We start from the raw sequence: 26,523 nt of genomic DNA, 5'->3' as shown, positions 1-26,523 counted from the left end.
ATAACAAAAAATTTAATACTATTCTTACAAATAATAAAATTATTTATCTAAGCATATATAATTTTGCACAAGCTCTTGCATCCGAAAGTGCTTCGTGGTGATTTAACTGTATTTTCATTTCGCGACAGCAATCACTTAATTTTGTTGGTTTTAAACCTTTTGCTTTATAAATTTTAACGGTACATTCCCATTTTGGGGCAATATTTAAATCTTCATAATTTAAACCATGCAGCAGCATCGACTTCATTAAAACATTACGGTCAAAACTTTCGTTGTGTGCTACCACAACTCTATTTTTTAATCTTTTCTCAATTTCAGGATAGACCTGAAAAAAGGATTTTGCATTGATAGTATCTTTTGGATAAATGCCATGAACACGAATCGTAAACGGATTATATTCGTTATTTGGCGGTTTAATTAAAGTAACGAATTCATCTACTATGATTCCGTTTTCAACAGTAACAATTCCCACAGAACACGGATGATGTCCTGTTGCAGTTTCAAAATCTATAGCGGTAAAATTCATTCTTTAATTATTTTTTAAAAGATAAAATCCATAAACCTAATTGCAATCACAATCAGATTTATGGATAAAGTTTATTTATAAGTTTCTTATTTTATCGAACCAATAATATCATATTTAGTAATAATATGATGATTTCCGTTTCCTAAATCAATTAAAACGGCATCATTTTCTTTGGTAAATAATTTCGAAACTTCTTCGATTGGAGTTCCTAATTTTACAATTGGGAAAGGTTTTCCCATTACTTCTTTAATTGGTTTTTCGGCTACGTTTTTATCGGCAACATAACTTCTAAACAAATCTGTTTCATCAACAGAACCAACAAATCCGTTGATATCAACCACCGGAATTTGCGAGATTTTATATTTACGCATACGCTCAATTGCGTGCGAAACCAATTCTTCTGTACGAACAACGATCAATTCTTTATCAATATGATCTTTAATAACATCTTCGGCTTTCGTAACGTTTTCTTCTAAGAATCCACGTTCGCGCATCCAGTCGTCATTAAACATTTTACCCACATAACGGCTTCCTGAATCGTGAAATAATACCACAACAACATCATCTGGCTTAAAATGCTCTTTTAACTGCAATAGTCCTTTGATACAAGCTCCAGCAGAATTTCCAACAAAAATAGCTTCTTCAAGTGCTATTTTTCTTGTATAAACCGCAGCATCTTTATCTGTTACTTTTGTGAATCCGTCAATTAGAGAAAAGTCAACGTTTTTTGGTAAAATGTCTTCTCCAATTCCTTCTGTTATATACGAGTAAATTTCGTTTTCATCAAAAATTCCGGTTTCGTGGTATTTTTTAAAAACAGAACCATACGTATCAATTCCCCAGATTTTAATGTTTGGGTTTTTCTCTTTTAAGTATTTTCCAACTCCGGAAATTGTTCCGCCTGTTCCAACTCCTACCACAAAATGCGTGATTTTACCATCTGTTTGTTTCCAGATTTCTGGTCCAGTCTGCTCATAATGTGCCAATGAATTTGACAAGTTATCATATTGGTTTACATACCATGAATTTGGTGTTTCTTCTGCCAGACGTTTTGAAACTGAATAATAAGAACGAGGATCTGTAGGTTCAACATCTGTAGGGCAAACCACTACTTTTGCGCCAACAGCACGCAGAATATCCATTTTTTCTTTAGACTGTTTGTCTGAGATTACACAAATCAATTTGTAACCTTTTATAATCGCAACAAGAGCAAGTCCCATTCCGGTATTTCCAGAAGTTCCCTCAATAATAGTTCCGCCTGGTTTAAGTCGGCCGTCAGCTTCGGCATCTTCAATCATTTTCACAGCCATTCTGTCTTTAACAGAATTTCCAGGATTAAAAGTTTCGACTTTTGCTAGTACTAACGCATCAATTTCAGCAACAATTTTGTTGAGTTTTACCAATGGCGTATTACCAATTGTTTCTAAAATATTATTTGAAAAGTCCATTTTTATCTAAGTTTAATATTTGGTTTTTTAAGTAAAGTTACGATTCGTTTTTATTGGAAGAAATTCCAGACTAAACCAAATCTGATTACAAAATCACGATACGGATTATTAGGCGTAGAGTAATAATTACTGCTTGAAAATAAAGCATTTAAATGTTCTCCTTTTATATAAAAACGTGTCTGGCGAATTCTTGCATTTATGAAAACATCAAAAGTGGCATAATTCCCAATTTCTTTTTTATCCTGCACAAAAAACTCCCCAATAACCGGGTTATAATCGTTAGCATAATATTTTGTAAAGTAATTAAATACAACTCCTGCCTGAGCATATAATGCTTTTTTGAAATAATAATTTGAATAATAAAGTGTATTTCTGGTTACAAAATCAGGTACATTTAAAATCAAATCTGATTGATCTACTTTTTGATACAAAAGTGTATTGTCTAAGGCAAAATTTCCAAATTTAAATTCTCTATTTGCTTTTATTTCTAAATAATTAATCGCATTTCCGTATTGAGCCGGACTTATGATTTGGGTTCTAACTGCATCGTCATCAGCATCAGATACATCATCAAAATATAAATGATCGTTTAAAACGGTATAATTAACTTCGGCATTTAACCAAGGCGTATAAATATTTGCTCCTAATGTATTTATTTTTTCATTCTTAAAATCCTTAGACCAGTTGTATGATACATAACTGCTTTGGTACAAATTATAATTGTTGTTTGGCAGTTTATTAATGTTTCTGTATCTAAAATCAAACTGAATCTTGTCGTTTAATGTATAACGCAGTTTTGCATCAAGATCAGAAAGCGATTGATTGGTGATAGATCTTGTGTACAAAAATCTACCGTTCCATTTATTTTTTTGATATTCATACTGTCCGCCTACATTATTAATTTGTAGAAATAAATTATCCTGAATAATTCTGCCATCTTTAAAAACAATAATTTTATCGTATTGATAATTAGACCTGTAATCATCAACAAAGAAATTAAATTTTCCTAAAAGAGAATTTTCATAAGCTAATCCAACTTTATTGTAAAGTCTTTCAAAATGTGTTTGATCGTTTATATTACTCGTTACGTACGATTCACCAAAACGTTTTACCGGATCTTCGATTCCGTCAACTGCAGAAAGTACCGTTGGCTGGTTGTATTCGAAAAATTTGTTTTCGTAATTTAATTGATGGTTTACATATAAATTATTGTTTCCATGCGTAGGATTTATTCTAAAAGCGTGATCAAAAAACAAACGTCTTCCTTTTAAAAATGACTTGGCATCTGTTAAATAAACCTGCAGACGCTGACGGTTTTTAAAATCGGGATCGTCGCTTTCAAAATCTTCCGGAGTTGTAATTCCTCCGTTTTCTTCATTCGAATTATCCTGATACGTATAATGTGCATTCAATGCATACCTTCTGTTAGTAGTAGCGTAACTTGTTGTAAACCTAAAGTTTCCGGCGCTTACTAATTGGTTTATATAATCTCCTTCTGATCGTAAACCTCGGTATGCAATAGAAAAATTAAGGTTTTTAGACACATTCAGCGTGATGAACGAATCAACATTTTGTCCTTTATTGATAGTTGTATTAAAAAACAGTTCCGTAAAAGGTGTCGCTGCTGAGTAATATCTAACTTCGTCTGCTTGTATGTAATTAGAATGCATGGCACTAAAACCAATTTCCGGATACGGCGAAAAACTCGTTAAACTGTATTGCAATGTATTCAACGGCTGACCAATATTAGAAGATTCTAAAAGTCCAAAAAGATCTTTTCGCAGGTGATTTTGTTTGTAAGCACCTTTTATTGTCAGCGACGTATCGGCATAAATAGTATCGTGTTCCAGCGTAATAATTTGATATTGATCTATGGTTGCAATTTTTGCCTTCTTCTTTTTAACAGTGTCTGTTATACTAGAATATTGCGTATTCATATCTAAATTATTTTTAGAAGCTGGTTTAGGTTTTTCCTGAGAAAACAATAATGCTGGTACAATTAATAGATATAGAAAAATGAATATTCTCATTTGATGGCTTTATATGTAATTATTTCGACAAAATTTGTTGAGCAAAGGTAAAAGATAAATATGTATAAATAAAAAAACACTTCAATTTATACAATTACCTTGGCAGACAGTATGAAAACGAATATTTTTGTATAAAATTTTATGATATTTGCCTTTTAAAATTTCAAAAAAATGCTTGCAAAAAATTTCTCGGGATTTGTTTTAGAAACTGGAACTGATGAGGCCGGACGCGGCTGTCTTGCGGGACCTGTAACTGCCGCAGCTATAATCCTGCCTGAAGATTTTGAACACGAAATTTTAAATGACAGTAAACAATTGTCTGAAAAAATGAGGTTTTTTTTAAAACCAATTATCGAACAACATGCTGTTTGTTTTGCGGTAACACATTTATTTCCAGATGAAATTGACGAAATCAATATCCTGAATGCTTCGATGAAAGGAATGCAGGAATGTATTTTAAAATTAAAGCATGTTCCTGAATATATTATTGTGGATGGAAACCGCTCTATAAATGCAAAATTGGGCCTTAAAAACAGTTTTGGAAAACAATTTTCTAAAGAAGAGATTGCTTTACTAAAATCAATTCCGAATCAAAGTATTATAAAAGGCGATGCCAAATTCCTGAGTATTGCTGCCGCTTCTGTTTTGGCAAAAACGTACCGTGACGAATATATGGATCAAATTCACGAGGAATTCCCAATGTATAACTGGAAAAAAAATAAAGGTTATCCAACAAAAGAACATCGCGAAGCCATTAAAAAATATGGCCCAACAAAATACCATAGAATGAGTTTCAGGCTGTTGCCAGATCAATTAGAACTCAATTTTTTTGAAGAATAAAAAAAGGCTTATCTAAATTGATAAGCCTTTTTGGTTTTAAAAATCTGCCCCAACACATTCTTAACTAAAACTGAAATTTATATCCAAAATCTGGTGAAAAACCAATTTGATCTTTTTGGTTTACACTGTTTGTTAACCTATTATATTCTCTTGTAAACACGTTTGTATTATTGGTTACGTTTTGAAGATCAATATAAAACTGATGGAATCTCTTTTTGGTTTTGCTGTTTAATTTAATTCCGAATTTTACATCCAGTCTCAAATACGCATCGTATTGCTTGCCGAAAGCATTTGCATCGTCTCTAATTTCATAACCTGCATTGTTTGAAGCGACTAAATCAACAGGCGTATAATAACGTCCGCCGGCAGTTGTAAACTTGGTATCGATAGAAAATACATTTCTTTTTGCTTTTCCAACTTTAAACTCTTTTCCTCCTAAAAGATTGATTACATAACCATTATTAAAAGGAGAATTTCGTTCGATATTATCGCTTCCTTTATATTTACTTTCAAAAAGAGAAGTGGTAAACAAGGCATAATACCCTTCGCTAAAGAATTTTTCAACTGTAAATTCAATTCCCTGATTAAATCCCGTTCCTTTACTTAACAAAGAAGTTTTATCTATCGAATATCCAAAATCTGCGCCTTCTGTTAAAGAAGAATAACTGCTTGGAAACGATTCAACCGCAGCTTTGCTAATATCCTGATAATACAATTCGACTTTTCCGCGCCATTTATTGGCCAAACGAACATCATAACCTAAAACATAATGCTGACTTTGTACTAAATCCAGATTTTTATTGGTTTGAACCTGAACTCCGTTTACAAATTCATTCAAAAATAAAATAGGAACGGGAACACTTTGATGGTGAATTCCGAAACCAAAACTTACCGTGTTTTTAGGATTTAGGGCGTACGATAAAGCTGTTCTTGGTTCAAAAACAAACTGTTCATTGATCGAAAAATACTGCCCGTGAATTCCCGCGTTAAAAGTTAATTTTTCCGTCAAGCGGAATTGCCCCTGCACAAACGGCTGCACGACATTATAATTTCCGTTGTTATTAATTAACGGAACAAAATCTGGAAAACCGTCTCCGTCAGAATCCTGCTGTCTGTCTCTTGAAGACATTTTTGCATCGAGTGTATAATTTTCATACAATAATCCCGCTCTAAAAGTTATTTTTTTATTGATTTTAGAATTGAATAAAGTCGAAAACGTAAATCTATTTTCATCGTTTTTAATATCCGAAAACGGAAGTCTGTTTTCTGTTGGCGTACCATAATTGTAATAACGGAAATTTTTATACGAGTTATTGGCATTCGAATAACCCACAATTGTTTTTAAATATGATTTTGAGCCAATCTCTAAATTGTGTTTTAATCCAAAAGAAGCAAATCCAGAGGTTACATAACTGTCTTCATCCTGCGCTGCAAAAGGATCTTCTTTGTCAATTTTATCACCAAGAAAATCAATATCAGAAACGCCGTAAATTCCGAAAACAGAAAAATTCCCCAATTTGCTTTTCCCGAAATCGACATTAAAACTAATATCACTGTAATTGGGCTGTGCATCAGTTCCGGCCAATCCCGTAATGCCCACAAAACCATATCTTGCCGCGGCAACAAACGATCCGCCTTTTTTACCCAGCGGTCCTTCTGCCATAAATTCTAATCCCGGATAAGCTCCGGCACTAATCATATATTCGTATTCATCAGGATTTCCTTTTCTAAAACCTAAATCAAAAACACCTGCAATTGCATTTCCATATTCTGCCGGAAAAGCCGAAGTTAGGAAATCAGAATTTGCCAAAAGATTTGGATTTAATGCCGAAACCGGACCGCCTGTTGTTCCTAAAGTTGAAAAGTGATTCGGGCTTGGAACCGGCATTCCTTCAATTCTCCACAACATTCCCGATGGAGAATTTCCTCTCACAACAATATCATTTCGGCTGTCATCTCCGGTAGAAACGCCGGCGAAATTAGAAACCAAGCGCGCCACGTCGCTTCGTCCGCCCGCAAATCTGGTTACTTCTTCTGTAGTAAATTGTTTTGTCGAAACCAATGCCATTTTGTTTAACGGCTTTGCTTTGTTGGTTCCAGATGTTACGACGATTTCATCAAGTGTATTAAACTTTTCAATTAATGAAACAGTCAACAGATTATCTTTTCCGGTGGTTACATCTAGATCTGAAACTGAAGTGTTTTCATATCCTGTAAAACTTATATTGATACTCTGTCTCCCAAGCGGAATATTGATTAATCTAAAACTTCCTTCTGAATCTGATTCTGTTTGAATACTTTCATCTCCGGCTAAAGAAATAATAGCTCCTGCAATAGGTTTTTCAGATTGTTTGTCTATTATTTTTCCTCTCACAACGCCCGTTTGAGCGTAGGAAATCAAGCCCAAAAGACTTAAGACAATTGACATTATATTCTTCATTTTAATTTTGCTTTATTGGTTATAAAAGCAAAAATAGAATGCTGAGATTTCTTAAAAATTGACTTCGGTTAAGATTTGCTGCTTAAAGTAATTCGGGTTCGAATTCGACTTAAACTTTCCGGCTGAATTCCTAAATAACTGGCAATGTGTTTTAAGGAAACCCTTTCGACTACTTTTGGGCAGTATTTTAAAAAACGTAAATAACGTTCTTCCGGAGATAATAATGACATGGCCATATTTCTTCCTGTTAAACCTTTTATGGTGCGTTCCATCATAATTCGCAGAAAAGAATTAAAAACAGGATATTGTAAAACTAATTTTTCAAAATCTTCTTTGTAAGCCAAATAAACTACCGAATCTTCGAGGGCTTCAATGTTTAACAAAGAAGGTTTGCCGTATAAAAAACTTTCAAAGTCTGAATACCAATCGTTTTCAAAAAAGAAATTTCCGGTTGATTCTACACCGTCAACCAAATAATAATAACGAATACTGCCCTCAGCAATAAAAATTCCGAAATTACAAATATCTCCTTCTGCCAAAAGATGTTCGTTTTTTTTGACTGTTTTAAATCGGAGTATGCTTTCAAAAGCCAAGCTTTCTTCTTCATTAAATTCTATCATTCGGGATAAATCTGTAATAACACATTCCATATTATCAAGGTTTTAGAAATGAAATAGTTTTTGGTGGTTAAAATAAATAACTTAAACTATCGAAAAAAATTGCACTAAAAACTTTAATAAACAGAAACATAACATATTACACCGTTATTTAACTTCCTGTATGTTATTTTCTGCTTTTTAAGAATTCAGCAAATTGTTTAGTATCAAAATAAAATGGCCTGATTGCGGTAATTTTTCCGTTTTTCAAATCAAAATGTTCTGAAATGGGCATGGAAAGATATTTACCAGATTTTTTTGATTTGCATTTTATGGTAAAATAAATAATAACTTCATTTTTAGTTGCATCACTAAAATAAGTAGGTTCTTTTTCAATTTCTAAATCAAAAAACTCAGTAGATTTTGCATACATTTTGGTCCATTCGTTAAACCCAACATAAGTTCCGCCGTAAGGCAAACCTTCTGCTTGACTATAAATTGCTCCGTCTTCAATTAACGCCGCCATTTTTATAAAATCTCTGGTTTTAAAAAGGCAATCATAATATTGCGCTACAACTTTAAAATTATCGGCTTCAAGGTTTTGTAAAACTTCAGCATCAGACAAAGTAACTTCTGTATTCCAAAAACCAATAATTTTACTTACCTGACCTTTTCCATTTAATCTGGCAAAATCACGTCCGCCCATTATAGGCTCTTTTTTCTTGCCATCAATAATTTTCCACTCCCAGGTTACATAATTGTCTTTTACAACTTTTGCACCCGATGTCAATACAGCATCAGGAAACTTTTTATAAAACTCATTTATAACATTATTTAAGGCGGCTTGCCCTTTTATAGAAGCCGAAGGATCTTCAAAAGTACTGTCGTCCAGCCAGATCGATTTGATCAGTTTTAATCTTGCATCACTATTTTTTTCCTGCCAAACTTTTTCGTAAACCGCAATTGGATTTAATTTTTCTTTCTTTTGAGCAAAAAGACCATTAAGCATAAATAGGAAACATACAAAGTAGATTTTTCTCATAAGTTGTTAGATTAGATTTAGTTAAAAGCTTATAATTTAAGTGTAAAACCAAATTTACCATAAAAACATTAGAAAACCACGATAGTGCTGCAATTTACCATCAATTCAAAATCCTTAGCGTTTGCTGATCATTTTTAGATTTTTTGCAATTATTCTTTTGAAAAATAAATTTCTATTGAAAAACAGAAACTTCGTCAATCATTTTAAAAACATTTTTAAGTTCATTTTCCCATTCTAAAACGCTTTCTACCGAGGCTCTGTCTGCCTTGTCAAAATAAAAGTGCTGTTTGATTTCAAATCCGCAATATTTAAAAACTCCAATATCCGAAGTTAATTCCAAAGCTTTGTCCATTCCCATCGCTTCATACTCAGCATTCGATTTTCCATGAGAATTTACAATAATGGCTTGTTTTCCTGTCAGTAAACCTTTTTGAACGCCCTGATCGTATCGATACGCAAATCCGTAACTAAAAACACGGTCAATATAACCTTTCATAATAGCCGGCATTCCTGTCCACCAAATTGGGTAAACAAAAATAATTTGATCTGCCCACGAAATAAAATCCTGTTCTGTTTGGATATCTTCTGCAACTTGTCCCATTCTTTGTCCCTGCATGTCCTGCAAAGAAAGAACCGGATTAAAATTGATTTCGTTTAAATCACGGACCACAATTTCCTGTCCTGATTTTTCTAAAGATGATACAATTGTATTTTTGAAGAAATGGTTTAAACTTGCTTCGTTTGGATGTGCGTAAATAATTAAATTTTTCATGTTTTCTAGTTTTAAAGATTGAACATGACAAATGTATAACGCAGGTTTGGGCAGTAATTGTAAGAAAACGAAATCGGCTTTATTGCGGTTTTGAACTGCAGATATCGCTTTGAAATTTAAGAAATTTTGTTGGCGAAATATTCATGTAATATTTAAAGTCATGAATAAGCTGGCTTTGATCGTAATATCCGCATTGGTCAACAATCGTTAACCAATCTATTTTTAAGTCGTTTAGTATATTTTTCTGAATCTGATCAACGGCTTTTAAAAATCTTTCATAGCGATTGGCTTCTTTAACGGAATAACCAAAAACTTTCTTTTGATTGAGCTGAATATTTCTTTCGGTTTGGTTGATCTGTGAAGCAATCGCTTTTATGGGATTTAAATTCTGATCTTGAAAATCGTTTAAAAGGGTTGTAATTGCCGTTTGTTCCCGCAAATAAGGTTTGCAGAAATCTAAAATATAATCGACACATTCTTTTGGATCAGGAATATTTTGAAGTTCTTCCCATAAAACCGTAAAACAGTTTTCATTAATTAAATCATCGGGATGAATGGGCATCGAATCAAAAAGCGCATTGCCAAAGAATCTGTAAAAAGCATCTTCTTTAAAATTGGCAACTAAAATCTGTGAACCAGGTTCTAAAGTATAATCAAAAGCTTGTTTAATTGGTCCCAGAACAATACACTTTTCAACTTCTAAAAAAGTATTCTGCTGCGATTTTAAAGAGGATTTTGTTCCGAAGTTAAAAGCCAGAATGCTTTGAAAACTTGGCAATAAAGTTTTGGTTATGGGAAATTCTGTTTTGTTTTCGGCAAAGTAGAAATGCGAAAAAACAGTTTCAAATGCTGAAGGAACGGCAATTCTATAATTGTTATTTTCTTCAGCATTTTTCATACTATACTATTTTTAGAAGCTTATTTAATAAATTCCGCTTCAAACAAATTAGCTACATGTTTAATTATTTTAGACTTTACTTCTTCTTCGTCAACTTTTTCTACGCCAAGTTCTACGTTTAAAGAGGTAACCCCTTTTCCACGAATGCCGCACGGAATTATATTATCAAAATAACCTAAATCAACATTTACGTTTAAAGCAAATCCGTGCATGGTAACCCAACGTGAAGCGCGAACGCCCATTGCACAAATCTTGCGTGCAAACGGAGTTCCAACGCCAAGCCAGACTCCGGTTTCGCCTTCGCTTCTGCCCGACTCTAAACCGTATTCTGCTAAAGTTAAAATCATTGCTTCTTCCAGAAAACGCAGATATTTATGAATATCCGTAAAGAAATTTTCTAAATCCAGAATGGGATATCCAACAATTTGTCCCGGCCCGTGATACGTAATATCACCGCCGCGGTTGATTTTATAAAAACTTGCCCCTTTTGCTTCGAGCTGTTTTTCGTTTAATAATAAGTTCTCAAAATCACCGCTTTTGCCTAAAGTATAAACATGCGGATGTTCTACAAACAACAAATAATTTGGTGTTGGCAAGTCAAGTTCTTCTCTTCTGTTTTTGATTTTTAAGTCAACAATATCCTGAAAAAGTTCTTCCTGATATTCCCAAGTCGATTTATAATCTCGGTTTCCAAGATCTTGAAGTTGAATTTTTGTATTCATTTTAATTATTTTTCAAACTCAACATCAAAGTTGAGTTTGTCAGGATTCTCCATATAATCCGTGAAAGTGTATTGAATTGTAATTGATTTTCTATCGTCGCTGAATAAAGCATTCGGGTTCGATACTTTTTTTATTTTCTTCGGAAAGTGATATTTGATAATATAATTCGATGAAGCAAACATCATTTTAGACATATCTGCTGCCGAATCTTTTTTTACTTCTGCCAGTTTTTGCTGATCAATAGTGGCTTTTCTGGTAAATTTCTTTCCGTCGTAAGTATAACTTAGTTTGCTGTTATTGTTTCCAAAACCGCTTCCCATTGGACTTGCAGCTGCTGCTCCGCCTTCTAATTTTTGAAGTGTACTGGCAGTTTGCAAAATATCCTGAAGTTCGTTTACGCTTTTAAAATCAGTCTCTAAAGTCATTAAAAACTGTTTTTTCTCTGCGCTCATTTTAGTATGAACTACAAAATTTTCGAGTTTTTTAATTTCTTGCTGTGCTTCTGGAGACATTTTGGCGATGCTGTCTTTTTTATCGGCAAACAATTGTTTGAAGGTAAAAGTAGAATCAATGTCTTTTTTTGCGTTGGCTCCCATCTGGCTGCCAACTTGGTCGCCCGCCATTTCCATCAAGGCAGAACCATCCATGTCTACAGAGAATTTTCCGCTTCCGTTATCGTTAATGTAAATATTTTCAGTAAAAGTACAGCTTGTTAATGTCGCTATTAAAAAAGAAAAACTAAATAGTTTGTATAATTTCATCGTAGTATAATTTTTTATCAAATATACAAACTCTATTTTTAAAATTGACCACGGATTTTACGGATGAAACAGGTTTACACTGATTTCTTTTTTTACTGTAGGCAACTTTGTCAAAGTTTAAAACTTTGACAAAGTTCAGGCTAAACAATAACCTGTGCAAACCCGTTTCATCCGTTAAATCTGCGGGCCATAAAAACCTACTCTAAAACTACCTCTAAATTTGTCATTTCTGGATCACGCAAACAATCTGAGAGCTGAAATTCTAAGGTTATAGATTTTTTGTCAGGGCTGATAACCGCTTTTTCATTTGAAACTGATTTTATCTTTTGAGGAAAACTATATTTTAAAGTATAAGTCTGCGTTAATTTTAAGTTTCCATATTTAGATTCATAGTTTTTATATCCGTCTTTTGCTTTTTGGAGTTCTTCTGCATTGATAATTGAAACAAAACGTTTAAAAATTTTTCCGTTAAAATCATATGAGATTTTGTAATAATGGGTTTCGGCCGTTAACGCATAATTATTTTCAAGATCGTCTGCGTAATCTTCTGTTTTATACAAATCCGGAATTTCTGAAACTTTATTAAAATGAAGTGAAAAAATACTTCGAAATTCTTTCTCAAACGAACTCTTTTTGAGATGTACTTTTACATTAATATATTTTTGAAACAGCTTTTGCTCTTCGGGCGTATATTTTAAAAATGTTTCCTTGTATTTTTCAATATATTCCTTAAAAACATATGTGGTGTCTTGAAATACATTTTCACGTCCGTACGATTCTCCTGCCAATTGCATATAACTATTTTCTTCGCGAAGCTGCTCCATTTTAATATCTCCGCTTCCGTCAGGATTAATGGTTATGGTTTCGGTAATTTGACAGCTTGTTAATAGAATTAAAAATAAAAAGGCTGAGAGGTATTTCATTTTTTTTGGAAGGTTCTGAGGTTCTAAGCTGCTAAGATACTGTGTTTTTTGTTTAATTTCTTACAGAAATTTCGGCTTGTGTGTCTTTGCGAGGAACGAAGCAATCGCACGATCAAAATCAAAACAATCCACCCATTTCCCCATTCATTTTAAAGATTGAAATCCAATAAATTGCTATTGCAAAAAATCTAAAACCTGCATTCTAAAATCTACATTCTTTTCTTTATCTTTGCACACTTAAAAAAAGAGCACAAAATGGCATTATCAGAACAAGAAATCATCAGAAGAGAAAAACTTCAAAACTTACGCAGTCTGGGAATCAATCCTTATCCAGCTAATCTTTTTCCTGTAAATCATACTTCTAAGCAAATAAAGGAGTCATTTGAAGAAGGTAAGAAGGTTATCGTTGCGGGTCGTTTGATGAGCGTGAGAGATCAGGGAAAAGCTTGTTTTGCTGAATTGCAGGATAGCGAAGGACGTATTCAATTATATGTAAATCGTGATGTTTTGTGTGAAGGTGACGATAAAACTTTATACAATCAGGTATTTAAAAAATTAACTGATTTAGGTGACTTTATTGGTATTGAAGGAGAATTGTTTACTACACAAGTTGGTGCAAAATGTATCCGTGTAAACGGATTTACTTTCTTAAGTAAAACATTACGTCCGCTTCCTTTACCTAAAGTAGATGAAGAAGGAAACGTTCACGATGCCTTTAATGATGCAGAGTTACGTTACAGAATGCGTTATGTAGATTTAACAGTGAATCAACATGTTAAAGAAACTTTCATTAAACGTACTAAGTTATTCAGCGCTATGCGTGGGTACTTTAACGATGCAGGATATCTTGAAGTTGAAACTCCGGTTTTACAGCCAATCCCGGGTGGAGCTGCAGCGCGTCCGTTTATCACACACCATAATTCGCTTGATATTCCGCTTTACATGCGTATTGCAAACGAATTGTACTTAAAAAGATTAATTGTTGGTGGATTTGAAGGTGTTTATGAGTTCTCTAAAAACTTCCGTAATGAAGGAATGGACAGAACGCATAATCCTGAATTTACTGCAATGGAAATATATGTAGCTTACAAAGACTACAACTGGATGATGGAATTTGCTGAAGGATTGCTTGAACATTGTGCTATTGCCGTAAACGGAACAAGCGAAGTTACTTTTGGCGAACACCAAATCAACTTTAAAGCGCCTTATGCACGCGTTACAATGACTGATTCTATCAAACATTTTACTGGTTTTGACATTTCTGGAAAAACGGAAGAAGAATTATTTGAAGCTGCAAGAGGAATGGGAATCGAGGTTGATAAAACAATGGGTAAAGGAAAATTAATTGATGAAATTTTTGGAGCTAAATGCGAAGGAAACTACATTCAGCCCACTTTCATTACGGATTATCCTAAAGAAATGTCCCCTCTTTGTAAAGAACACCGCGACAATCCTGAACTTACAGAGCGTTTTGAATTAATGGTTTGTGGTAAAGAAATAGCAAATGCTTATTCTGAATTAAACGACCCAATTGATCAGCGTGAGCGTTTTGAAGATCAAATGCGCTTATCTGAAAAAGGTGATGATGAAGCAAACGGTGTTATTGATGAAGATTTCTTAAGAGCGCTTGAATACGGTATGCCTCCAACGTCTGGAATGGGAATTGGAATGGATCGTTTGATTATGTATTTAACAAACAACGCTTCGATTCAGGAAGTTTTATTGTTCCCGCAAATGCGTCCGGAGAAAAAACAAGCTCAAATTGAACTTTCTGATGAAGAAAAAGTAATCATTACTTTATTGAAAGGAAATGAAAATAAAATGGAATTAGGACAGCTAAAAGTTACTTCTGCTTTAAGCGGTAAAAAATGGGATGTGTCTATGAAAAACTTATCGAAACATGGTTTGACTAAAGTTGTCGTTGACGGCGAGTTTAAAACTGTGGAATTGGTGGAGTAAATTCTTTTGAAATAATATAAAATTTAAAAAGGAGCTTTTTATTGAAGCTCCTTTTTTTATTGTTTTTGGTTTTCTAAATAAACAACTAATTCATCTACATTAGTAAAAGGATTTAAATTAAAAACTTCTACCCCATCATTATTTTTAATAACAGTCAATCTAGTCTTTTCTGCATTTGATTTTGCAATAGCCGTTTTATCTTTTAGAATTGAATAATGTTTAAAGTTATTTTTTTCATAACTTTCCATTCCTGTACATTTTTTTAGTTCTTTTTCTAGCTCTGCTTCTGAAATAAAAGCTTTGGTCGAATTTTTAAAGTGTAACAAATACCAGGTTTCAAAACATATACTAGAAAAAATAACAACTGCATCTTTTTGAGAAGCAAGTTTGAAAACATCTCCTCTTTTTGGAAAATTATCATGATCAAAAACTACGAATATTTTTTCAAAACCATCTTTCTTTGCATTTTTTAAAATATCAGTTACATCTCCTTTACAATCAATTACATTTACTGCTATAGTTTTAGGTAAACCCAAATCTTCTTTCATTGCATTAAAATAATTTTTCTCGGTTAATCCTTCACAAAGAATTACAATTTTCTCTTTAAATGATCTTACTTTAAAATTATTTACTGGTCTTCTTTTAGCCATTCTTAAGAATTTATAAATTCAATTAATTCATGCCTAAAAGTTTCTTTTGCAATATTTGGCACCGCCCCTAACCTTCCTTCGATATACCATTTTTCAAAATTACCTTCTCTAACTCCTTTAATATCAGAAACAGTATATAATTCTGTTTCTCCTTTTATATTTTTTTCCACTAAATTAATCTGATCTCTTCTTAATTTATTTTCAGGACTTAATAAAGTAGTATCATGAGTAGCAAAAATAAATTGAGCACCCTTAATATTTATTTCCGGATCGTTAAACAATCTTAATATATATTGCGCAATTTCTGGATGCAAGCTTCTTTCAAATTCATCTACAATAAATATACCTCCATAACTTAAAGTTAGAAAAACTAATGGTATAAAAGCAATAACCCTTTGTGTTCCAGAAGACTCATCATCAAATTCAAATTCTATCTTTTGTCCATTCGTATCTAAATGAAATGTTTTAAGTTTTCCATTTTCTTCTTCAAAATCAACAACTTGGGTATCAATTTTTTGAATTAATGATTTAGATAACTTTAAAATTTCATCATCCAAAAAAATAGAGCTACTCTCTTTTTTATTAAAATCATCAGAATGAAGCGTATCAGTCGTAAGTGTAAGTATTTGGACTATTCCCCAATAAACTTTTCTCGCAATTTCATTGTTTTCTAAAGCTACTTTACCCAAAAACAATTGATTTTCTGTTGTACGCTGTCTTATAGACTCGAAAATTCCTTCATAACCATTCCCTTTAATAAATTCTTGACGAAACCTTTCAAAAACTTTAACTTTTAATCCCTTTGGGTAACTAAAAAGAGATTCATATAAAATCTCATCACGAGCAACTCTAATACTATAATTAAATAAAACATTCTCAATTAATAAATCAATTGAGAAAGATGATGGCTTATTAATATTCGTTTTATGAAGTTTAAATGGATTAAACAATGAAATAATATCATTAGGTTTATTATCTGTAGAAGTTCTCACGTACTCCTTAAATTCATATAAAGCCCTAATAATATTACTTTTTCCACTTGCATTTGGTCCATATATAGCTGCAGAAGTGAATGCATAATAATCTTTATTTTTGGTTGCTTCAGGATTTGTCTTCTTGATTACATTTGTTGGATTTTTTAAATCACTTGGTATCATAGACAATTCAACCGTTTCATTAATCGATCGGAAATTTGACACTCTAAAGTTTAAAAACATCAGATACAGGTTTAATTTGTAAATATTATACAAATATACACTTTATTTGAGCTCTAAACATTAAATACTTAAAATAGTTTTGTTTGTAATTTAAAACGAATACTTCTCCAACTTCTTATCATAAATATCCAAAACCTTAGTACTTTCTTTTGGAAGATCACCTTTCCATTTTTCTTCAGTAGAAGGATTTGTTGGATATTTCCCGTTTTTCATTTTTATAAGATGAAATAAACCACCGCTTTTCATTAAAAGATTATAGAATTTTTCAGTAGATGAAGTAGTTACATAAATTGGAAAATCAGTTACGGTGAAATGATTAATTACACTTCCGTCGTTATTTAAAATATATCCCGAACAGCCTCCGCTTCCACAGAAATAGGAATTGGAGAAACCAACAAAGTATTCGTTTTTCTTATCATTATTTAAATCAAAAGCTTCATAATAAAAGAATCTGTCTTCTTTTGCCATTGCGGGAATATCTTTCTTTAATAAAACATTCAATTGTTTCCGAATCAATTTGGCTGCTTTATCATCTTTTGCGGGAGCATTACTTACATCAGCAGTTCCTCCAATTGTTTTATACAATGTATCCTGAACAATCGTTTTAATAATGTTTTTTGATTCCGTTTTACTTTGACAAGAATACAATGCCAAAATTGCGATTAGAATTATAATTTTATTTTTCATAATCTGATATTTTAAATCTACATCTTCATTTTCAAGTAATTAAATTACGAAAAATATTCGACAAGCTAATTAAACCAGCAGCGTTGCTTTATTTTCGATATCATTATCCGTCAATAATGATTTTATATTATTAAAAGTTACCAAAGCAATCTGCGTTAAAGCTTCATTAGTAAAAAACGCCTGATGCGCCGTTACCAAAACATTTGGAAAACTCATTAAACGCTGAATCGCATCATCCTGAATAATATCGGCAGAAAGATCTCTAAAGAATAGTTTTTCTTCCTGTTCGTAAACGTCGATTCCCAAATAACCAATTTTACCTTCTTTCAAACCTTCGATAACACAGGCCGTTTCTATTAATCCGCCGCGGCTTGTATTGATAATCATAACGCTGTCTTTCATCAAAGCAATCGAATCTTTATTAATAACATGTTTCGTTTGATCGTTGAGCGGGCAGTGAAGTGAAATGATATCGCTCGATTTAAATATTTCTTCTAAACCAACAAAAGAAACTCCGTCTTTTATCATTTCATCATTGGTAACAATATCATACGCCAAAACTTTACAGCCAAATCCTAAAGCAATTTTCGCGAAAGCTTTTCCAATATTTCCAGTTCCAATAATTCCGATTGTTTTTCCAAACAAATCAAAACCTAATAATCCGTTTAAGGAAAAATTTTGTTCCCGAACTCTGTTGTAGGCTTTATGCGTTTTTCGGTTTAAAGTTAAAATCATGGCCATCGCATGTTCTGCAACAGCTTGTGGCGAATAAGCGGGAACACGGCAGACTTTTAAGTTGTATTTTTTAGCAGCTTCTAAATCAACATTATTAAACCCTGCACAACGTAGTGCAATGATTTTCATCTTTTTTTCAGCCAATTGTTTTATTACAGCTTCGTTGACGATGTCGTTTACAAAAACACAAACAATTTCTGCTTTTTCAATTAAAATTACAGTTTGCGGATTTAATTGTGTTTCGAAAAAATCCAGTTCAAAACCAAAACTGGCATTGTATTTATTGAAGAAAGTTTTATCGTAGGGCTGCGTTGAAAAGAAAGCAATTTTATAGTTTGATAAAGAAGAGTTCATGATAATTTGTTTTTGGATTGTATTTTATTGGTTTCCTAAAAATAAGAAAATATTTTCAATATGCAGGAAAGCCTCAACCTTAAATATTTACATTTCAAAAAGTTAAATAAACAGCAATTCAAACAATATTAATTAAACCTATTCAGTTTAATAAAGTCTAAACACTATAACCTTAAAAGAACAAATCATGAAAAAATTATTTATCGCAGCTATGCTATTGATCGGAATAGCAAGTTTTGCACAAGATGGCGACCAAAAACCGGCACGTGAACAAAAAGAAAAATTAACTCCCGAACAACGTAACGAAAAACAATTACAAAAGTTAACTACAGAATTAGGTTTAGACGCTAACCAACAAGCACAGGTAAAACAGCTACTGGCTGAAAGAAGTGCTAAAGCAGAAAAATTCAGAGAAACAAGAGAAGCAAGAAAAGACAGCGATGTAAAACCAACTGATGCTGAAAAAGAAGCTTTTAAAAATGAATTAAAAGCAGAAAAAGAAGGTAACGAAGCTAAAATGAAAGCAATCTTAACTGCGGATCAATATACGAAATGGCAATCTTTAAGAGAAAAAAATAAAGAGAAAGCTAAAGACAAAATGAAAGATTACAAAAAAGAAAACAACTAAATATAGTTTACAAAAAGAGGCCGCTGCGCCTCTTTTTTGTTTTCAGATCTTATTATGTTTTCCTTAATAGTTTCTGTTAATTAAAAGATAAATCTGACAATCTCATTAAACTTAATAAATCTGTTGATGTCTAATTGCTATAAACCTTTAAAAAAACGAAAAATGAAAAAATTATTTATCACAGCTTTATTATTCGTTGGAATAGTAAGTTTTGCGCAAGACATCAATCAGAAACCGGCACGCGATCAAAGAGAAAAATTAACTCCGGAACAGCGTAATGAAAAGCATTTACAAAAATTAACTTCTGATTTGAATTTAGATAAAAAGCAGCAGGAGGAAGTAAAACAGCTTTTGGCTGAAAGAAGTGCTAAAGCAGAAAAATTTAGAGACGACAGAAAAGACAGTAAAACAAAACCTACTGATGCGGAAAGAGAAGCTTTTAAAAAACAAATGAAAGCCGACAAAGAAGCCAATGATGCTAAAATGAAAGCCATTTTAAATGCGGATCAATACACAAAATGGACGGCTCTAAAAAAAGAACATGAAGGCCACAGCCGAAAAGGAGATCATAAAGATCACAAAACGCCGCAAGAACGCAATCAGTCACATTTGCAAAAGTTAACAACTGATTTAAACTTAAACGCTGATCAGCAAAAACAAGTAAGTGAACTTTTATCTGAAAGAAGTACCAAAATGGAAATGCTTAAAAAAAGCAGAAAAGATTCTGATGCAAAACCAACTGACGCTGAAAGAAAAGCCATAAAAAAACAAATGGAAGAAGATCACAAAGCTGCCGATGCAAAAATGAAATCTATTTTAAATGCAGATCAATACAAAAAATGGACTGCCATTAAAAAAGAGCATAAGGACAAAATGAAAGATCACCGAAAAGATAAAATGTAAGTTGAGATCAAAAAAAAGAGGCTTTAAAAAACCTCTTTCTTTTTTTTTATAAACACGGATTTCACAAATTGACACCAATTTGTTGTTGCAATAAATTCCACAAACTAGGCTAAATGAAAATTTGTGAAAATTCGTGAAATTCGTGTTATCCGTGGGCTTTTAAAACCTCTTTTTTATTATTTAAAATGTTTTCGAAACCTTGTCGATCGCATTAATGGTAAAGTCTAAATCTTCGTACGTTAAAGCATCTGTAATAAACCATGTTTCGTATGCAGATGGCGCAATATAAATTCCTTCCTGCAATAATCCGTGGAAGAATTTTTTAAACGTTTCATTATCTCCTTTTGCAGCAGTTTGGAAATCTGTAACCGGATTTGCATCAAAGTGAACAGAAATCATAGAACCTACTCTATTGATGGTAAAAACAACATTATTTGCTTTTAAAACTCTGTCAATTCCAGCTTCTAAATAAGCTGTTTTTTCTTCTAAACGAGTAAAAATTTCACGGTCAGTATCTAACGCTTTCAACATTGCATATCCAGCCGCCATTGCAAGCGGATTTCCAGATAATGTTCCTGCCTGATAAACTGGTCCAAGAGGTGCTAAATAATTCATGATTTCCTCACGCGCAGCAAAAGCTCCAACCGGAAGTCCTCCACCAATCACTTTTCCGAAAGTTACAATATCAGCATTGATATTATACAATTCCTGAACTCCTCCGCGGGCTAAACGGAAACCTGTCATAACCTCATCAAAAATCAATAAGATTCCATTTGCTGTACACAATTCTCTTAAACCTTCAAGGAAACCTTTTACAGGTGGAATACAGCCCATATTTCCGGCAACTGCTTCGATAATTATTGCCGCAATTTCACCTTTATTAGCTTCGATTAAAGTTTTTACATTCTCTAAATCATTATATTTTGCCAATAAGGTATCTTTTGCAGTTCCTTCTGTAACACCTGGGCTATTTGGCGATCCAAAAGTTACCGCGCCACTTCCTGCCTGAATTAAAAATGAATCAGAATGTCCGTGATAGCAGCCAGCAAATTTTATTATTTTATCTCTTTTTGTAAATCCACGAGCCAGACGAATCGCACTCATACAAGCTTCTGTTCCAGAATTTACAAATCGAATTTTATCAATATTCGGAACCATAGAAACCGCCAAAGCTGCGATTTCAGTTTCCAGTTCTGTTGGCATTCCAAACGAAGTTCCCAGTTTTGCTTTTTCGATTACGGCATCAACAACCGGCTGATAAGCGTGACCCAAGACCATTGGTCCCCAAGAGTTGATATAATCTATTAATTTGTTTCCGTCTTCATCATATAAATAAGCACCTTTGGCACTTTTTACAAAAATTGGAGTTCCGCCAACTGCCTTAAATGCTCTTACTGGTGAATTTACTCCTCCCGGAATTACTTTTTCTGCTTCAGCAAAAAGCTGACTACTTCTTTTATATAACATTCTTATTTTAGATTTTTGAATTCAGATTTTAGATTTTAGATTTTAGATTTTAGATTTAAACTGAAAACTTATTTTGGATTTTTAGATTATTTGAAAACTGAGACTGAACACTTAGTTACTTAACCTTCAACCTCTGTCCTATTGAAATCGCGTTATCGGTTAGATTGTTTTTTTGCTTTAAATCGTCAACCAATAAATTGAATTTTTTTGAAATCGAATATAACGTATCACCTTGTTGTACTTCATACAAATTAGGATCGTTTGAATTTGAATTTGTTTTAACCGGCGACGTACTTTTAGTTGGATTTGTAGTCGTTTTACTAATTGGCGTATAATTTTTTCCGGTTACCTGACAATCATATTGATGCAGATTATAACGCTCGATATAACTGATTAATTTATCGGGATAATTCGGATCTGTTGCATAACCTGCCGCTCGCAAACCTTTTGCCCACGATTTATAATCGTCTTTTTCGTAAGTAAATAAAGTTGCGTATCTGTTTTTTCCAACTAAAAATAAAGCGTGATCTCGATACGATTCTGCAGCTTCGGGATACTTTCTAAAACATTCCTGTGCCGAATCATCATCGTGACGAACACTTTCCCCAAGCCAGTCTTTATGGCATTTAATTCCGAAATGATTATTCGCTTCAAGTGCTAAATCTCCTTTTCCCGCACCCGATTCCAAGATTCCTTGCGCCAAAATAATACTTGCCGGAATTCCGTACGTTTTCATATTTCCCATTGCAATATCTTTGAACTGCAAAATGTAATTATTGATTAAATCGCTGGTTACAACTGTTTTTGAAGTAGATTGAATAACTTCAGTTGTATTATTTGTGGAAGGGTAATTTTTAACTGCTGGTTTGCTGTAAGCTGGTTTTTTCGTCGTCGCTACTCTTGGCTTTTGAACCGTCGTTTTTTTCGTCGCAGCGACAGCTGGTTTGCTTGACGAACAGCTTGCCAAAACTATTATTGTAAAGAGCAGTACAATTTTTTTAATCATTTTTTTTGAGTATTGGTAATTTTTTCTGCTTCAACTTTATATTCATTCCTTCAATTCCCTGTAATCCGCCGGTGTGAATGAGTAGTATTTTTGAATGTGCAGGAAAATAATTTTTGTTGATTAAATCTATAACGCCAAAAACCATCTTTCCCGTATAAATTGGATCTAAGGGCACTTTTGTTTCTTCAAAAAAACCATTAATAAATTCGATTAATTCTAAATTTATCTTGCCATAACCTCCAAAATGATAGTCAGAAATTAAATTCCAGTTATCTTTTTTTGCAAAAATACGAATTTCATCGTTTAAAAAGTCACCTTTTAACGCCGGAAAGCCCAAAATTTTCTGATTTTCCCTAGCACTATTTATTAATCCCGAAATTGTTCCGCCAGTTCCAACAGCACAGCAAACGTAATTAAAAACCGAATCTTCATCGGTTAAAATCTCTTCGCAGCCTTTTACAGCAAGTTCATTTGTTCCGCCTTCGGGAACTAAATAAAAATCGCCAAACTTGTCTTTTAGCTTTTCTATATAGGAAGTTTCATTTTTTAAACGATACTCTTCGCGAGAAACAAATTCAAATTTCATTCCGTTTTCCTGGGCAAATTTTAAAGTTGGATTTTCAACGATTTTATCAAAAAGTTCATCGCCGCGAATAATTCCGATCGTTTTAAAACCCTGCTCTTTTCCAGCAAAAGCTACTGCAGCAATATGATTGGAAAATGCACCGCCAAAAGTCAGTAAAGTATCTTTGTTTTCGGCTTTCGCCTGAAGTAAATTGTATTTTAATTTTCGGAATTTATTGCCCGAAACAAACGGATGAATTAAATCTTCTCGCTTTATTGTCAAAGAAATATCATTCGGAAAATCAATAAAAATATGTTGATTAAAAACTGGGTTCATCTTAATTTAATATAATGTCGAAACTGAAAAAAGGATCTGTTTTTCAGATAATTAAAATCGGTTTCTTTGGCGTAAGCTTCTCTTTCAAAACTGATATTTCGATACGCCAATTCTGCATTTTTATATTGAAGTAAACGAATTAAATATTCCAGAAAATACCAGACAAAAAACGGAATTACTAAAAGTTCTAACTGCTGTCGCAAATGTATTTTTTCATGATTAACGAAAACTGCATTTGCTTTATCAAAACCATATTTTACAATCACAAACGGAAATACAGCCATTCCGCGATATCCTTTCGGAATTAAATATTTGGCAACAATCAGAAACATTGGCTGTAAAATTTATAAATTTGTAGCTATAAAATTGTTCGATTTCAATAAAATCATAATCAAATATTTATATTTTTGATTTTTAAATTTACCGAAACACGAACGCGAAGCAGATTTATGAAAGAGCAAAGTAATGAAAATAAATTAATCGAAGGCGAAGATTTTTACTATACACCCGAAGGTTACAAATGCTTTACTGAAAAACATCATTTAAAAAGAGGTTATTGCTGTAAAAGCGGCTGCCGTCATTGTCCGTACGGTTTTGATAAACGAACAGGTGAAATAAGAAAGAAGGCGAATTAGATAATTAAAATAAATTCCAATTTTTAAAACTCCAAATTCCAATCTAAAATCTAAAATCAACAATCTAAAATATCATATGGATATCCATTCAAGAAAATTCAGGATTAAAATCCACAAGTCTTATCACAGGTCGGATATCCGTTATCCCTAGTTTTTTAATTAGAAAATGTGCCAATTTGAAAATTAGATAATTTTAAAAAAATCCAAATTCCAATTGCATTCAATTGAGTATTGGTGCATTTAAAGTTCCATTCGGACAACATAATTTAAAAAACAAAAAATTAATCTGTTGTTAATCTAACAAAACTAACTTAGCAACTCAGCATCTTAAAAAATGACTTTCAAAGAACAAATACAACAAGGAATTCCAAATATATTACCTCAAAAAGCAGCGTACAATCCGGCTATTAATCACGCTCCGAAAAGAAAAGAAATCCTTTCGGCAGAAGAAAAAAAGCTGGCTTTAAAAAATGCATTGCGTTATTTTGATCCAAAACATCACGCTGAATTAATTCCTGAATTTTCAGAAGAATTAGAAAAATACGGACGTATCTATATGTACCGCCTTCGTCCGGATTACAGAATGTACGCCCACCCTATTGATGAATATCCAGGGAAATCATTACAGGCAAAAGCGATTATGCACATGATTCAAAACAATTTGGATTATGCAGTGGCGCAGCATCCGCATGAATTGATTACGTATGGCGGAAACGGAGCGGTTTTTCAAAACTGGGCACAATATTTATTGACGATGCAGTATTTGTCTGAAATGACAGATGAGCAGACTTTAACGATGTATTCAGGACATCCGATGGGATTATTTCCTTCGCATAAAGAAGCGCCAAGAGTCGTGGTTACAAACGGAATGGTTATCCCAAATTATTCTAAACCGGACGATTGGGAAAAAATGAATGCACTTGGCGTTTCACAATACGGACAAATGACAGCAGGAAGTTATATGTACATTGGCCCACAGGGAATTGTACACGGAACTACAATCACCGTTTTGAATGGTTTCAGAAAAATAAAACAAAATCCTGAAGGAAGTTTATTTGTAACTTCTGGTCTTGGCGGAATGTCTGGCGCACAGCCAAAAGCCGGAAATATTGCCGGATGTATTACGGTTTGTGCCGAAGTAAATCCGAAAATTACTAAAATCCGTCACGAACAAGGATGGATTAATGAAGTCGTAACTTCTACAGATGAATTAGTTGCCAGAGTAGCTTTGGCGAAAGCAAATAAAGAAACGGTTTCGATTGCTTATTTAGGAAATGTGGTGGACGTTTGGGAGCGTTTTGATCAGGAAAATATCAAGATTGATTTAGGTTCAGATCAGACTTCACTTCACAATCCGTGGGCTGGAGGTTATTATCCGGTTGGAATTTCTTTTGAAGAAGCCAATCAATTAATGGCTGAAAATCCTGATTTATTTAAAGAAAAAGTTCAGGAAACATTACGTCGTCACGCAGCTGCGATTAACAAGCATACCGCAAAAGGAACTTACTTTTTTGATTACGGAAATGCATTTTTACTTGAGGCTTCACGCGCTGGTGCTGATGTAATGTCCGAAAATAATATCGATTTTAAATATCCTAGTTATGTTCAAGATATTATGGGACCAATGTGTTTTGATTACGGTTTTGGACCTTTTAGATGGGTTTGCACTTCTGGAAAACCGGAAGATTTACAAAAGACAGACACCATTGCAAGTCAGGTTTTAGAAGAATTAGCGAAGACTTCTCCAAGTGAAATTCAGCAGCAAATGCAGGATAACATTAAATGGATTAAAGGTGCGCAGGAAAATAAATTGGTTGTAGGTTCACAAGCCCGAATTCTTTATGCTGATGCCGAAGGCAGGATTAAAATCGCTGAAGCTTTTAACCAAGCTATTGCAAAAGGTGAAATTGGCGCTGTTGTTTTAGGACGCGATCACCATGACGTTTCTGGAACTGATTCGCCTTATAGAGAAACTTCAAACATTTATGACGGATCTCGTTTTACGGCCGATATGGCGATTCAAAACGTAATTGGAGACAGTTTTAGAGGAGCAACCTGGGTATCAATTCATAACGGAGGAGGAGTTGGCTGGGGAGAGGTTATAAACGGCGGATTTGGTATGGTTCTTGATGGCTCTAAAGAGGCTTCAAAGCGTTTAGCATCAATGCTTTTTTGGGATGTTAACAACGGAATTTCAAGAAGAAGCTGGGCCCGAAATGATGAAGCTATTTTTGCTATAAAAAGAGCGATGCAAGTCGAGCCTTTATTAAAAGTAACTTTACCTAATATTGTTGACGAAAGTTTACTTTAGTTAAAGTTCTTTTAAAAAGATTTTATCATAAACGCAATGTCATCCTGAGCGAAGTCGAAGGCTTGTAAGCAA

25 protein-coding genes are annotated in these 26,523 nt (G+C 33.2%); 6 read left to right on the top strand and 19 right to left on the bottom strand.

The window, feature by feature from the left end; genetic code table 11:
* Positions 1 to 43: 43 nt before the first annotated feature.
* The 3 genes from BUE10_RS23110 to BUE10_RS23100 all read right to left on the bottom strand — a co-directional run bounded on the left by BUE10_RS23110 (position 44) and on the right by BUE10_RS23100 (position 4,004).
* Entirely contained in the window at positions 44 to 526 is a 483-nt protein-coding gene (locus BUE10_RS23110; protein ID WP_073489442.1) for a 3'-5' exonuclease, read from the bottom strand.
* 86 nt (positions 527 to 612) lie between these two features.
* A complete protein-coding gene (locus tag BUE10_RS23105; protein WP_073489440.1) occupies positions 613 to 1,974 on the bottom strand; it encodes a pyridoxal-phosphate dependent enzyme in 1,362 nt (453 codons plus the stop codon).
* A 50-nt stretch (positions 1,975 to 2,024) separates the two neighbouring features.
* Entirely contained in the window at positions 2,025 to 4,004 is a 1,980-nt protein-coding gene (locus BUE10_RS23100) for a putative porin (RefSeq protein ID WP_073489438.1), read from the bottom strand.
* A 171-nt stretch (positions 4,005 to 4,175) separates the two neighbouring features.
* Here BUE10_RS23100 and BUE10_RS23095 point away from each other — a divergent pair, with 171 nt between their 5' ends.
* Positions 4,176 to 4,844, top strand: a complete 669-nt coding sequence (locus BUE10_RS23095) for a ribonuclease HII (protein WP_073489436.1) — start codon at positions 4,176 to 4,178, stop codon at positions 4,842 to 4,844.
* Between the two features lie 64 nt (positions 4,845 to 4,908).
* Here the strand turns inward: BUE10_RS23095 and BUE10_RS23090 are convergent, their stop codons facing one another.
* The 8 genes from BUE10_RS23090 to BUE10_RS23055 form a co-directional block, all read right to left on the bottom strand.
* Entirely contained in the window at positions 4,909 to 7,272 is a 2,364-nt protein-coding gene (locus BUE10_RS23090) for a TonB-dependent receptor (protein WP_234984800.1), read from the bottom strand.
* 80 nt (positions 7,273 to 7,352) lie between these two features.
* Positions 7,353 to 7,934, bottom strand: a complete 582-nt coding sequence (locus BUE10_RS23085; RefSeq protein WP_073489432.1) for a Crp/Fnr family transcriptional regulator — start codon at positions 7,932 to 7,934, stop codon at positions 7,353 to 7,355.
* 133 nt (positions 7,935 to 8,067) lie between these two features.
* The gene (locus BUE10_RS23080; RefSeq protein WP_143056012.1) at positions 8,068 to 8,922 is read right to left on the bottom strand and encodes a nuclear transport factor 2 family protein; all 855 of its coding nucleotides are present in this window, start codon (positions 8,920 to 8,922) and stop codon (positions 8,068 to 8,070) included.
* A 172-nt stretch (positions 8,923 to 9,094) separates the two neighbouring features.
* Positions 9,095 to 9,694 (bottom strand): NAD(P)H-dependent oxidoreductase, encoded by a 600-nt coding sequence (locus BUE10_RS23075; protein ID WP_073489429.1) that lies wholly within the window; start codon positions 9,692 to 9,694, stop codon positions 9,095 to 9,097.
* Positions 9,695 to 9,773: 79 nt separating this feature from the next.
* On the bottom strand, positions 9,774 to 10,592 hold the full coding sequence (locus tag BUE10_RS23070; RefSeq protein ID WP_073489427.1) for an AraC family transcriptional regulator: 819 nt from the start codon (positions 10,590 to 10,592) through the stop codon (positions 9,774 to 9,776).
* A gap of 20 nt (positions 10,593 to 10,612) precedes the next feature.
* The gene (gene lipB, locus BUE10_RS23065; RefSeq protein ID WP_073489425.1) at positions 10,613 to 11,314 is read right to left on the bottom strand and encodes a lipoyl(octanoyl) transferase LipB; all 702 of its coding nucleotides are present in this window, start codon (positions 11,312 to 11,314) and stop codon (positions 10,613 to 10,615) included.
* A gap of 5 nt (positions 11,315 to 11,319) precedes the next feature.
* On the bottom strand, positions 11,320 to 12,075 hold the full coding sequence (locus BUE10_RS23060) for a hypothetical protein (RefSeq protein WP_073489423.1): 756 nt from the start codon (positions 12,073 to 12,075) through the stop codon (positions 11,320 to 11,322).
* Between the two features lie 197 nt (positions 12,076 to 12,272).
* Positions 12,273 to 12,998 (bottom strand): hypothetical protein, encoded by a 726-nt coding sequence (locus BUE10_RS23055; RefSeq protein ID WP_073489421.1) that lies wholly within the window; start codon positions 12,996 to 12,998, stop codon positions 12,273 to 12,275.
* 255 nt (positions 12,999 to 13,253) lie between these two features.
* Here BUE10_RS23055 and lysS point away from each other — a divergent pair, with 255 nt between their 5' ends.
* Positions 13,254 to 14,957, top strand: a complete 1,704-nt coding sequence (lysS, locus tag BUE10_RS23050; RefSeq protein ID WP_073489419.1) for a lysine--tRNA ligase — start codon at positions 13,254 to 13,256, stop codon at positions 14,955 to 14,957.
* A gap of 56 nt (positions 14,958 to 15,013) precedes the next feature.
* Here lysS and BUE10_RS23045 read toward each other — a convergent pair whose 3' ends face one another.
* The 4 genes from BUE10_RS23045 to BUE10_RS23030 form a co-directional block, all read right to left on the bottom strand.
* Positions 15,014 to 15,607 (bottom strand): RloB family protein, encoded by a 594-nt coding sequence (locus tag BUE10_RS23045; RefSeq protein ID WP_073489417.1) that lies wholly within the window; start codon positions 15,605 to 15,607, stop codon positions 15,014 to 15,016.
* 2 nt (positions 15,608 to 15,609) lie between these two features.
* A complete protein-coding gene (locus BUE10_RS23040) occupies positions 15,610 to 16,764 on the bottom strand; it encodes an AAA family ATPase (protein ID WP_234984798.1) in 1,155 nt (384 codons plus the stop codon).
* Positions 16,765 to 16,914: 150 nt separating this feature from the next.
* On the bottom strand, positions 16,915 to 17,511 hold the full coding sequence (locus BUE10_RS23035; RefSeq protein ID WP_073489413.1) for a hypothetical protein: 597 nt from the start codon (positions 17,509 to 17,511) through the stop codon (positions 16,915 to 16,917).
* Between the two features lie 69 nt (positions 17,512 to 17,580).
* Entirely contained in the window at positions 17,581 to 18,600 is a 1,020-nt protein-coding gene (locus BUE10_RS23030; RefSeq protein WP_073489411.1) for a 2-hydroxyacid dehydrogenase, read from the bottom strand.
* A gap of 187 nt (positions 18,601 to 18,787) precedes the next feature.
* On the opposite strand from BUE10_RS23030, the gene BUE10_RS23025 reads away from it, so the two are divergent.
* Positions 18,788 to 19,228, top strand: a complete 441-nt coding sequence (locus BUE10_RS23025; protein ID WP_073489409.1) for an SPFH domain-containing protein — start codon at positions 18,788 to 18,790, stop codon at positions 19,226 to 19,228.
* 162 nt (positions 19,229 to 19,390) lie between these two features.
* Positions 19,391 to 20,131, top strand: a complete 741-nt coding sequence (locus BUE10_RS24325) for a hypothetical protein (protein WP_234984797.1) — start codon at positions 19,391 to 19,393, stop codon at positions 20,129 to 20,131.
* 180 nt (positions 20,132 to 20,311) lie between these two features.
* On the opposite strand, the gene hemL is transcribed toward BUE10_RS24325, so the two are convergent.
* From hemL to BUE10_RS23000, 4 genes are all read right to left on the bottom strand, one after another.
* Entirely contained in the window at positions 20,312 to 21,598 is a 1,287-nt protein-coding gene (gene hemL, locus BUE10_RS23015; protein WP_073489407.1) for a glutamate-1-semialdehyde 2,1-aminomutase, read from the bottom strand.
* A 115-nt stretch (positions 21,599 to 21,713) separates the two neighbouring features.
* Positions 21,714 to 22,604: a glucosaminidase domain-containing protein gene (locus tag BUE10_RS23010; protein ID WP_073489405.1), complete on the bottom strand. Its 891-nt coding sequence runs from the start codon at positions 22,602 to 22,604 to the stop codon at positions 21,714 to 21,716.
* Positions 22,597 to 23,505 (bottom strand): 1-aminocyclopropane-1-carboxylate deaminase/D-cysteine desulfhydrase, encoded by a 909-nt coding sequence (locus BUE10_RS23005; RefSeq protein WP_073489403.1) that lies wholly within the window; start codon positions 23,503 to 23,505, stop codon positions 22,597 to 22,599. Before BUE10_RS23005 ends, BUE10_RS23010 begins: the two co-directional genes overlap by 8 nt.
* Entirely contained in the window at positions 23,502 to 23,837 is a 336-nt protein-coding gene (locus BUE10_RS23000) for a hypothetical protein (protein WP_073489401.1), read from the bottom strand. The genes BUE10_RS23005 and BUE10_RS23000 overlap by 4 nt, the downstream gene beginning before the upstream one ends.
* Before the next feature lie 117 nt (positions 23,838 to 23,954).
* Between BUE10_RS23000 and BUE10_RS22995 the strand changes: the two genes are divergently transcribed.
* Positions 23,955 to 24,140: a DUF5522 domain-containing protein gene (locus tag BUE10_RS22995; protein WP_073418076.1), complete on the top strand. Its 186-nt coding sequence runs from the start codon at positions 23,955 to 23,957 to the stop codon at positions 24,138 to 24,140.
* 334 nt (positions 24,141 to 24,474) lie between these two features.
* Complete coding sequence (locus tag BUE10_RS22990; RefSeq protein WP_073489399.1) at positions 24,475 to 26,451, top strand: urocanate hydratase; 1,977 nt, start codon at positions 24,475 to 24,477, stop codon at positions 26,449 to 26,451.
* Positions 26,452 to 26,523: the final 72 nt, after the last annotated feature.

The organism is Flavobacterium sp. CF108 (genome assembly GCF_900129795.1).
In the GTDB taxonomy this organism is placed as follows: Bacteria; Bacteroidota; Bacteroidia; order Flavobacteriales; family Flavobacteriaceae; genus Flavobacterium.
Note: the sequence above shows the minus strand (reverse complement) of the source record. Positions and strands in the feature narration are given on the sequence as shown.

Excerpts from the sequence above, each read along its gene's own strand:
- BUE10_RS23110 (WP_073489442.1), bottom strand. The coding sequence starts at position 526 with ATGAATTTTACCGCTATAGATTTTGAAACTGCAACAGGACATCATCCG.
- BUE10_RS23105 (WP_073489440.1), bottom strand. The coding sequence starts at position 1,974 with ATGGACTTTTCAAATAATATTTTAGAAACAATTGGTAATACGCCATTG.
- BUE10_RS23100 (WP_073489438.1), bottom strand. The coding sequence starts at position 4,004 with ATGAGAATATTCATTTTTCTATATCTATTAATTGTACCAGCATTATTG.
- BUE10_RS23095 (WP_073489436.1), top strand. The coding sequence starts at position 4,176 with ATGCTTGCAAAAAATTTCTCGGGATTTGTTTTAGAAACTGGAACTGAT.
- BUE10_RS23090 (WP_234984800.1), bottom strand. The coding sequence starts at position 7,272 with ATGTCAATTGTCTTAAGTCTTTTGGGCTTGATTTCCTACGCTCAAACG.
- BUE10_RS23085 (WP_073489432.1), bottom strand. The coding sequence starts at position 7,934 with ATGGAATGTGTTATTACAGATTTATCCCGAATGATAGAATTTAATGAA.
- BUE10_RS23080 (WP_143056012.1), bottom strand. The coding sequence starts at position 8,922 with ATGAGAAAAATCTACTTTGTATGTTTCCTATTTATGCTTAATGGTCTT.
- BUE10_RS23075 (WP_073489429.1), bottom strand. The coding sequence starts at position 9,694 with ATGAAAAATTTAATTATTTACGCACATCCAAACGAAGCAAGTTTAAAC.
- BUE10_RS23070 (WP_073489427.1), bottom strand. The coding sequence starts at position 10,592 with ATGAAAAATGCTGAAGAAAATAACAATTATAGAATTGCCGTTCCTTCA.
- lipB (WP_073489425.1), bottom strand. The coding sequence starts at position 11,314 with ATGAATACAAAAATTCAACTTCAAGATCTTGGAAACCGAGATTATAAA.
- BUE10_RS23060 (WP_073489423.1), bottom strand. The coding sequence starts at position 12,075 with ATGAAATTATACAAACTATTTAGTTTTTCTTTTTTAATAGCGACATTA.
- BUE10_RS23055 (WP_073489421.1), bottom strand. The coding sequence starts at position 12,998 with ATGAAATACCTCTCAGCCTTTTTATTTTTAATTCTATTAACAAGCTGT.
- lysS (WP_073489419.1), top strand. The coding sequence starts at position 13,254 with ATGGCATTATCAGAACAAGAAATCATCAGAAGAGAAAAACTTCAAAAC.
- BUE10_RS23045 (WP_073489417.1), bottom strand. The coding sequence starts at position 15,607 with ATGGCTAAAAGAAGACCAGTAAATAATTTTAAAGTAAGATCATTTAAA.
- BUE10_RS23040 (WP_234984798.1), bottom strand. The coding sequence starts at position 16,764 with ATGATACCAAGTGATTTAAAAAATCCAACAAATGTAATCAAGAAGACA.
- BUE10_RS23035 (WP_073489413.1), bottom strand. The coding sequence starts at position 17,511 with ATGAAAAATAAAATTATAATTCTAATCGCAATTTTGGCATTGTATTCT.
- BUE10_RS23030 (WP_073489411.1), bottom strand. The coding sequence starts at position 18,600 with ATGAACTCTTCTTTATCAAACTATAAAATTGCTTTCTTTTCAACGCAG.
- BUE10_RS23025 (WP_073489409.1), top strand. The coding sequence starts at position 18,788 with ATGAAAAAATTATTTATCGCAGCTATGCTATTGATCGGAATAGCAAGT.
- BUE10_RS24325 (WP_234984797.1), top strand. The coding sequence starts at position 19,391 with ATGAAAAAATTATTTATCACAGCTTTATTATTCGTTGGAATAGTAAGT.
- hemL (WP_073489407.1), bottom strand. The coding sequence starts at position 21,598 with ATGTTATATAAAAGAAGTAGTCAGCTTTTTGCTGAAGCAGAAAAAGTA.
- BUE10_RS23010 (WP_073489405.1), bottom strand. The coding sequence starts at position 22,604 with ATGATTAAAAAAATTGTACTGCTCTTTACAATAATAGTTTTGGCAAGC.
- BUE10_RS23005 (WP_073489403.1), bottom strand. The coding sequence starts at position 23,505 with ATGAACCCAGTTTTTAATCAACATATTTTTATTGATTTTCCGAATGAT.
- BUE10_RS23000 (WP_073489401.1), bottom strand. The coding sequence starts at position 23,837 with ATGTTTCTGATTGTTGCCAAATATTTAATTCCGAAAGGATATCGCGGA.
- BUE10_RS22995 (WP_073418076.1), top strand. The coding sequence starts at position 23,955 with ATGAAAGAGCAAAGTAATGAAAATAAATTAATCGAAGGCGAAGATTTT.
- BUE10_RS22990 (WP_073489399.1), top strand. The coding sequence starts at position 24,475 with ATGACTTTCAAAGAACAAATACAACAAGGAATTCCAAATATATTACCT.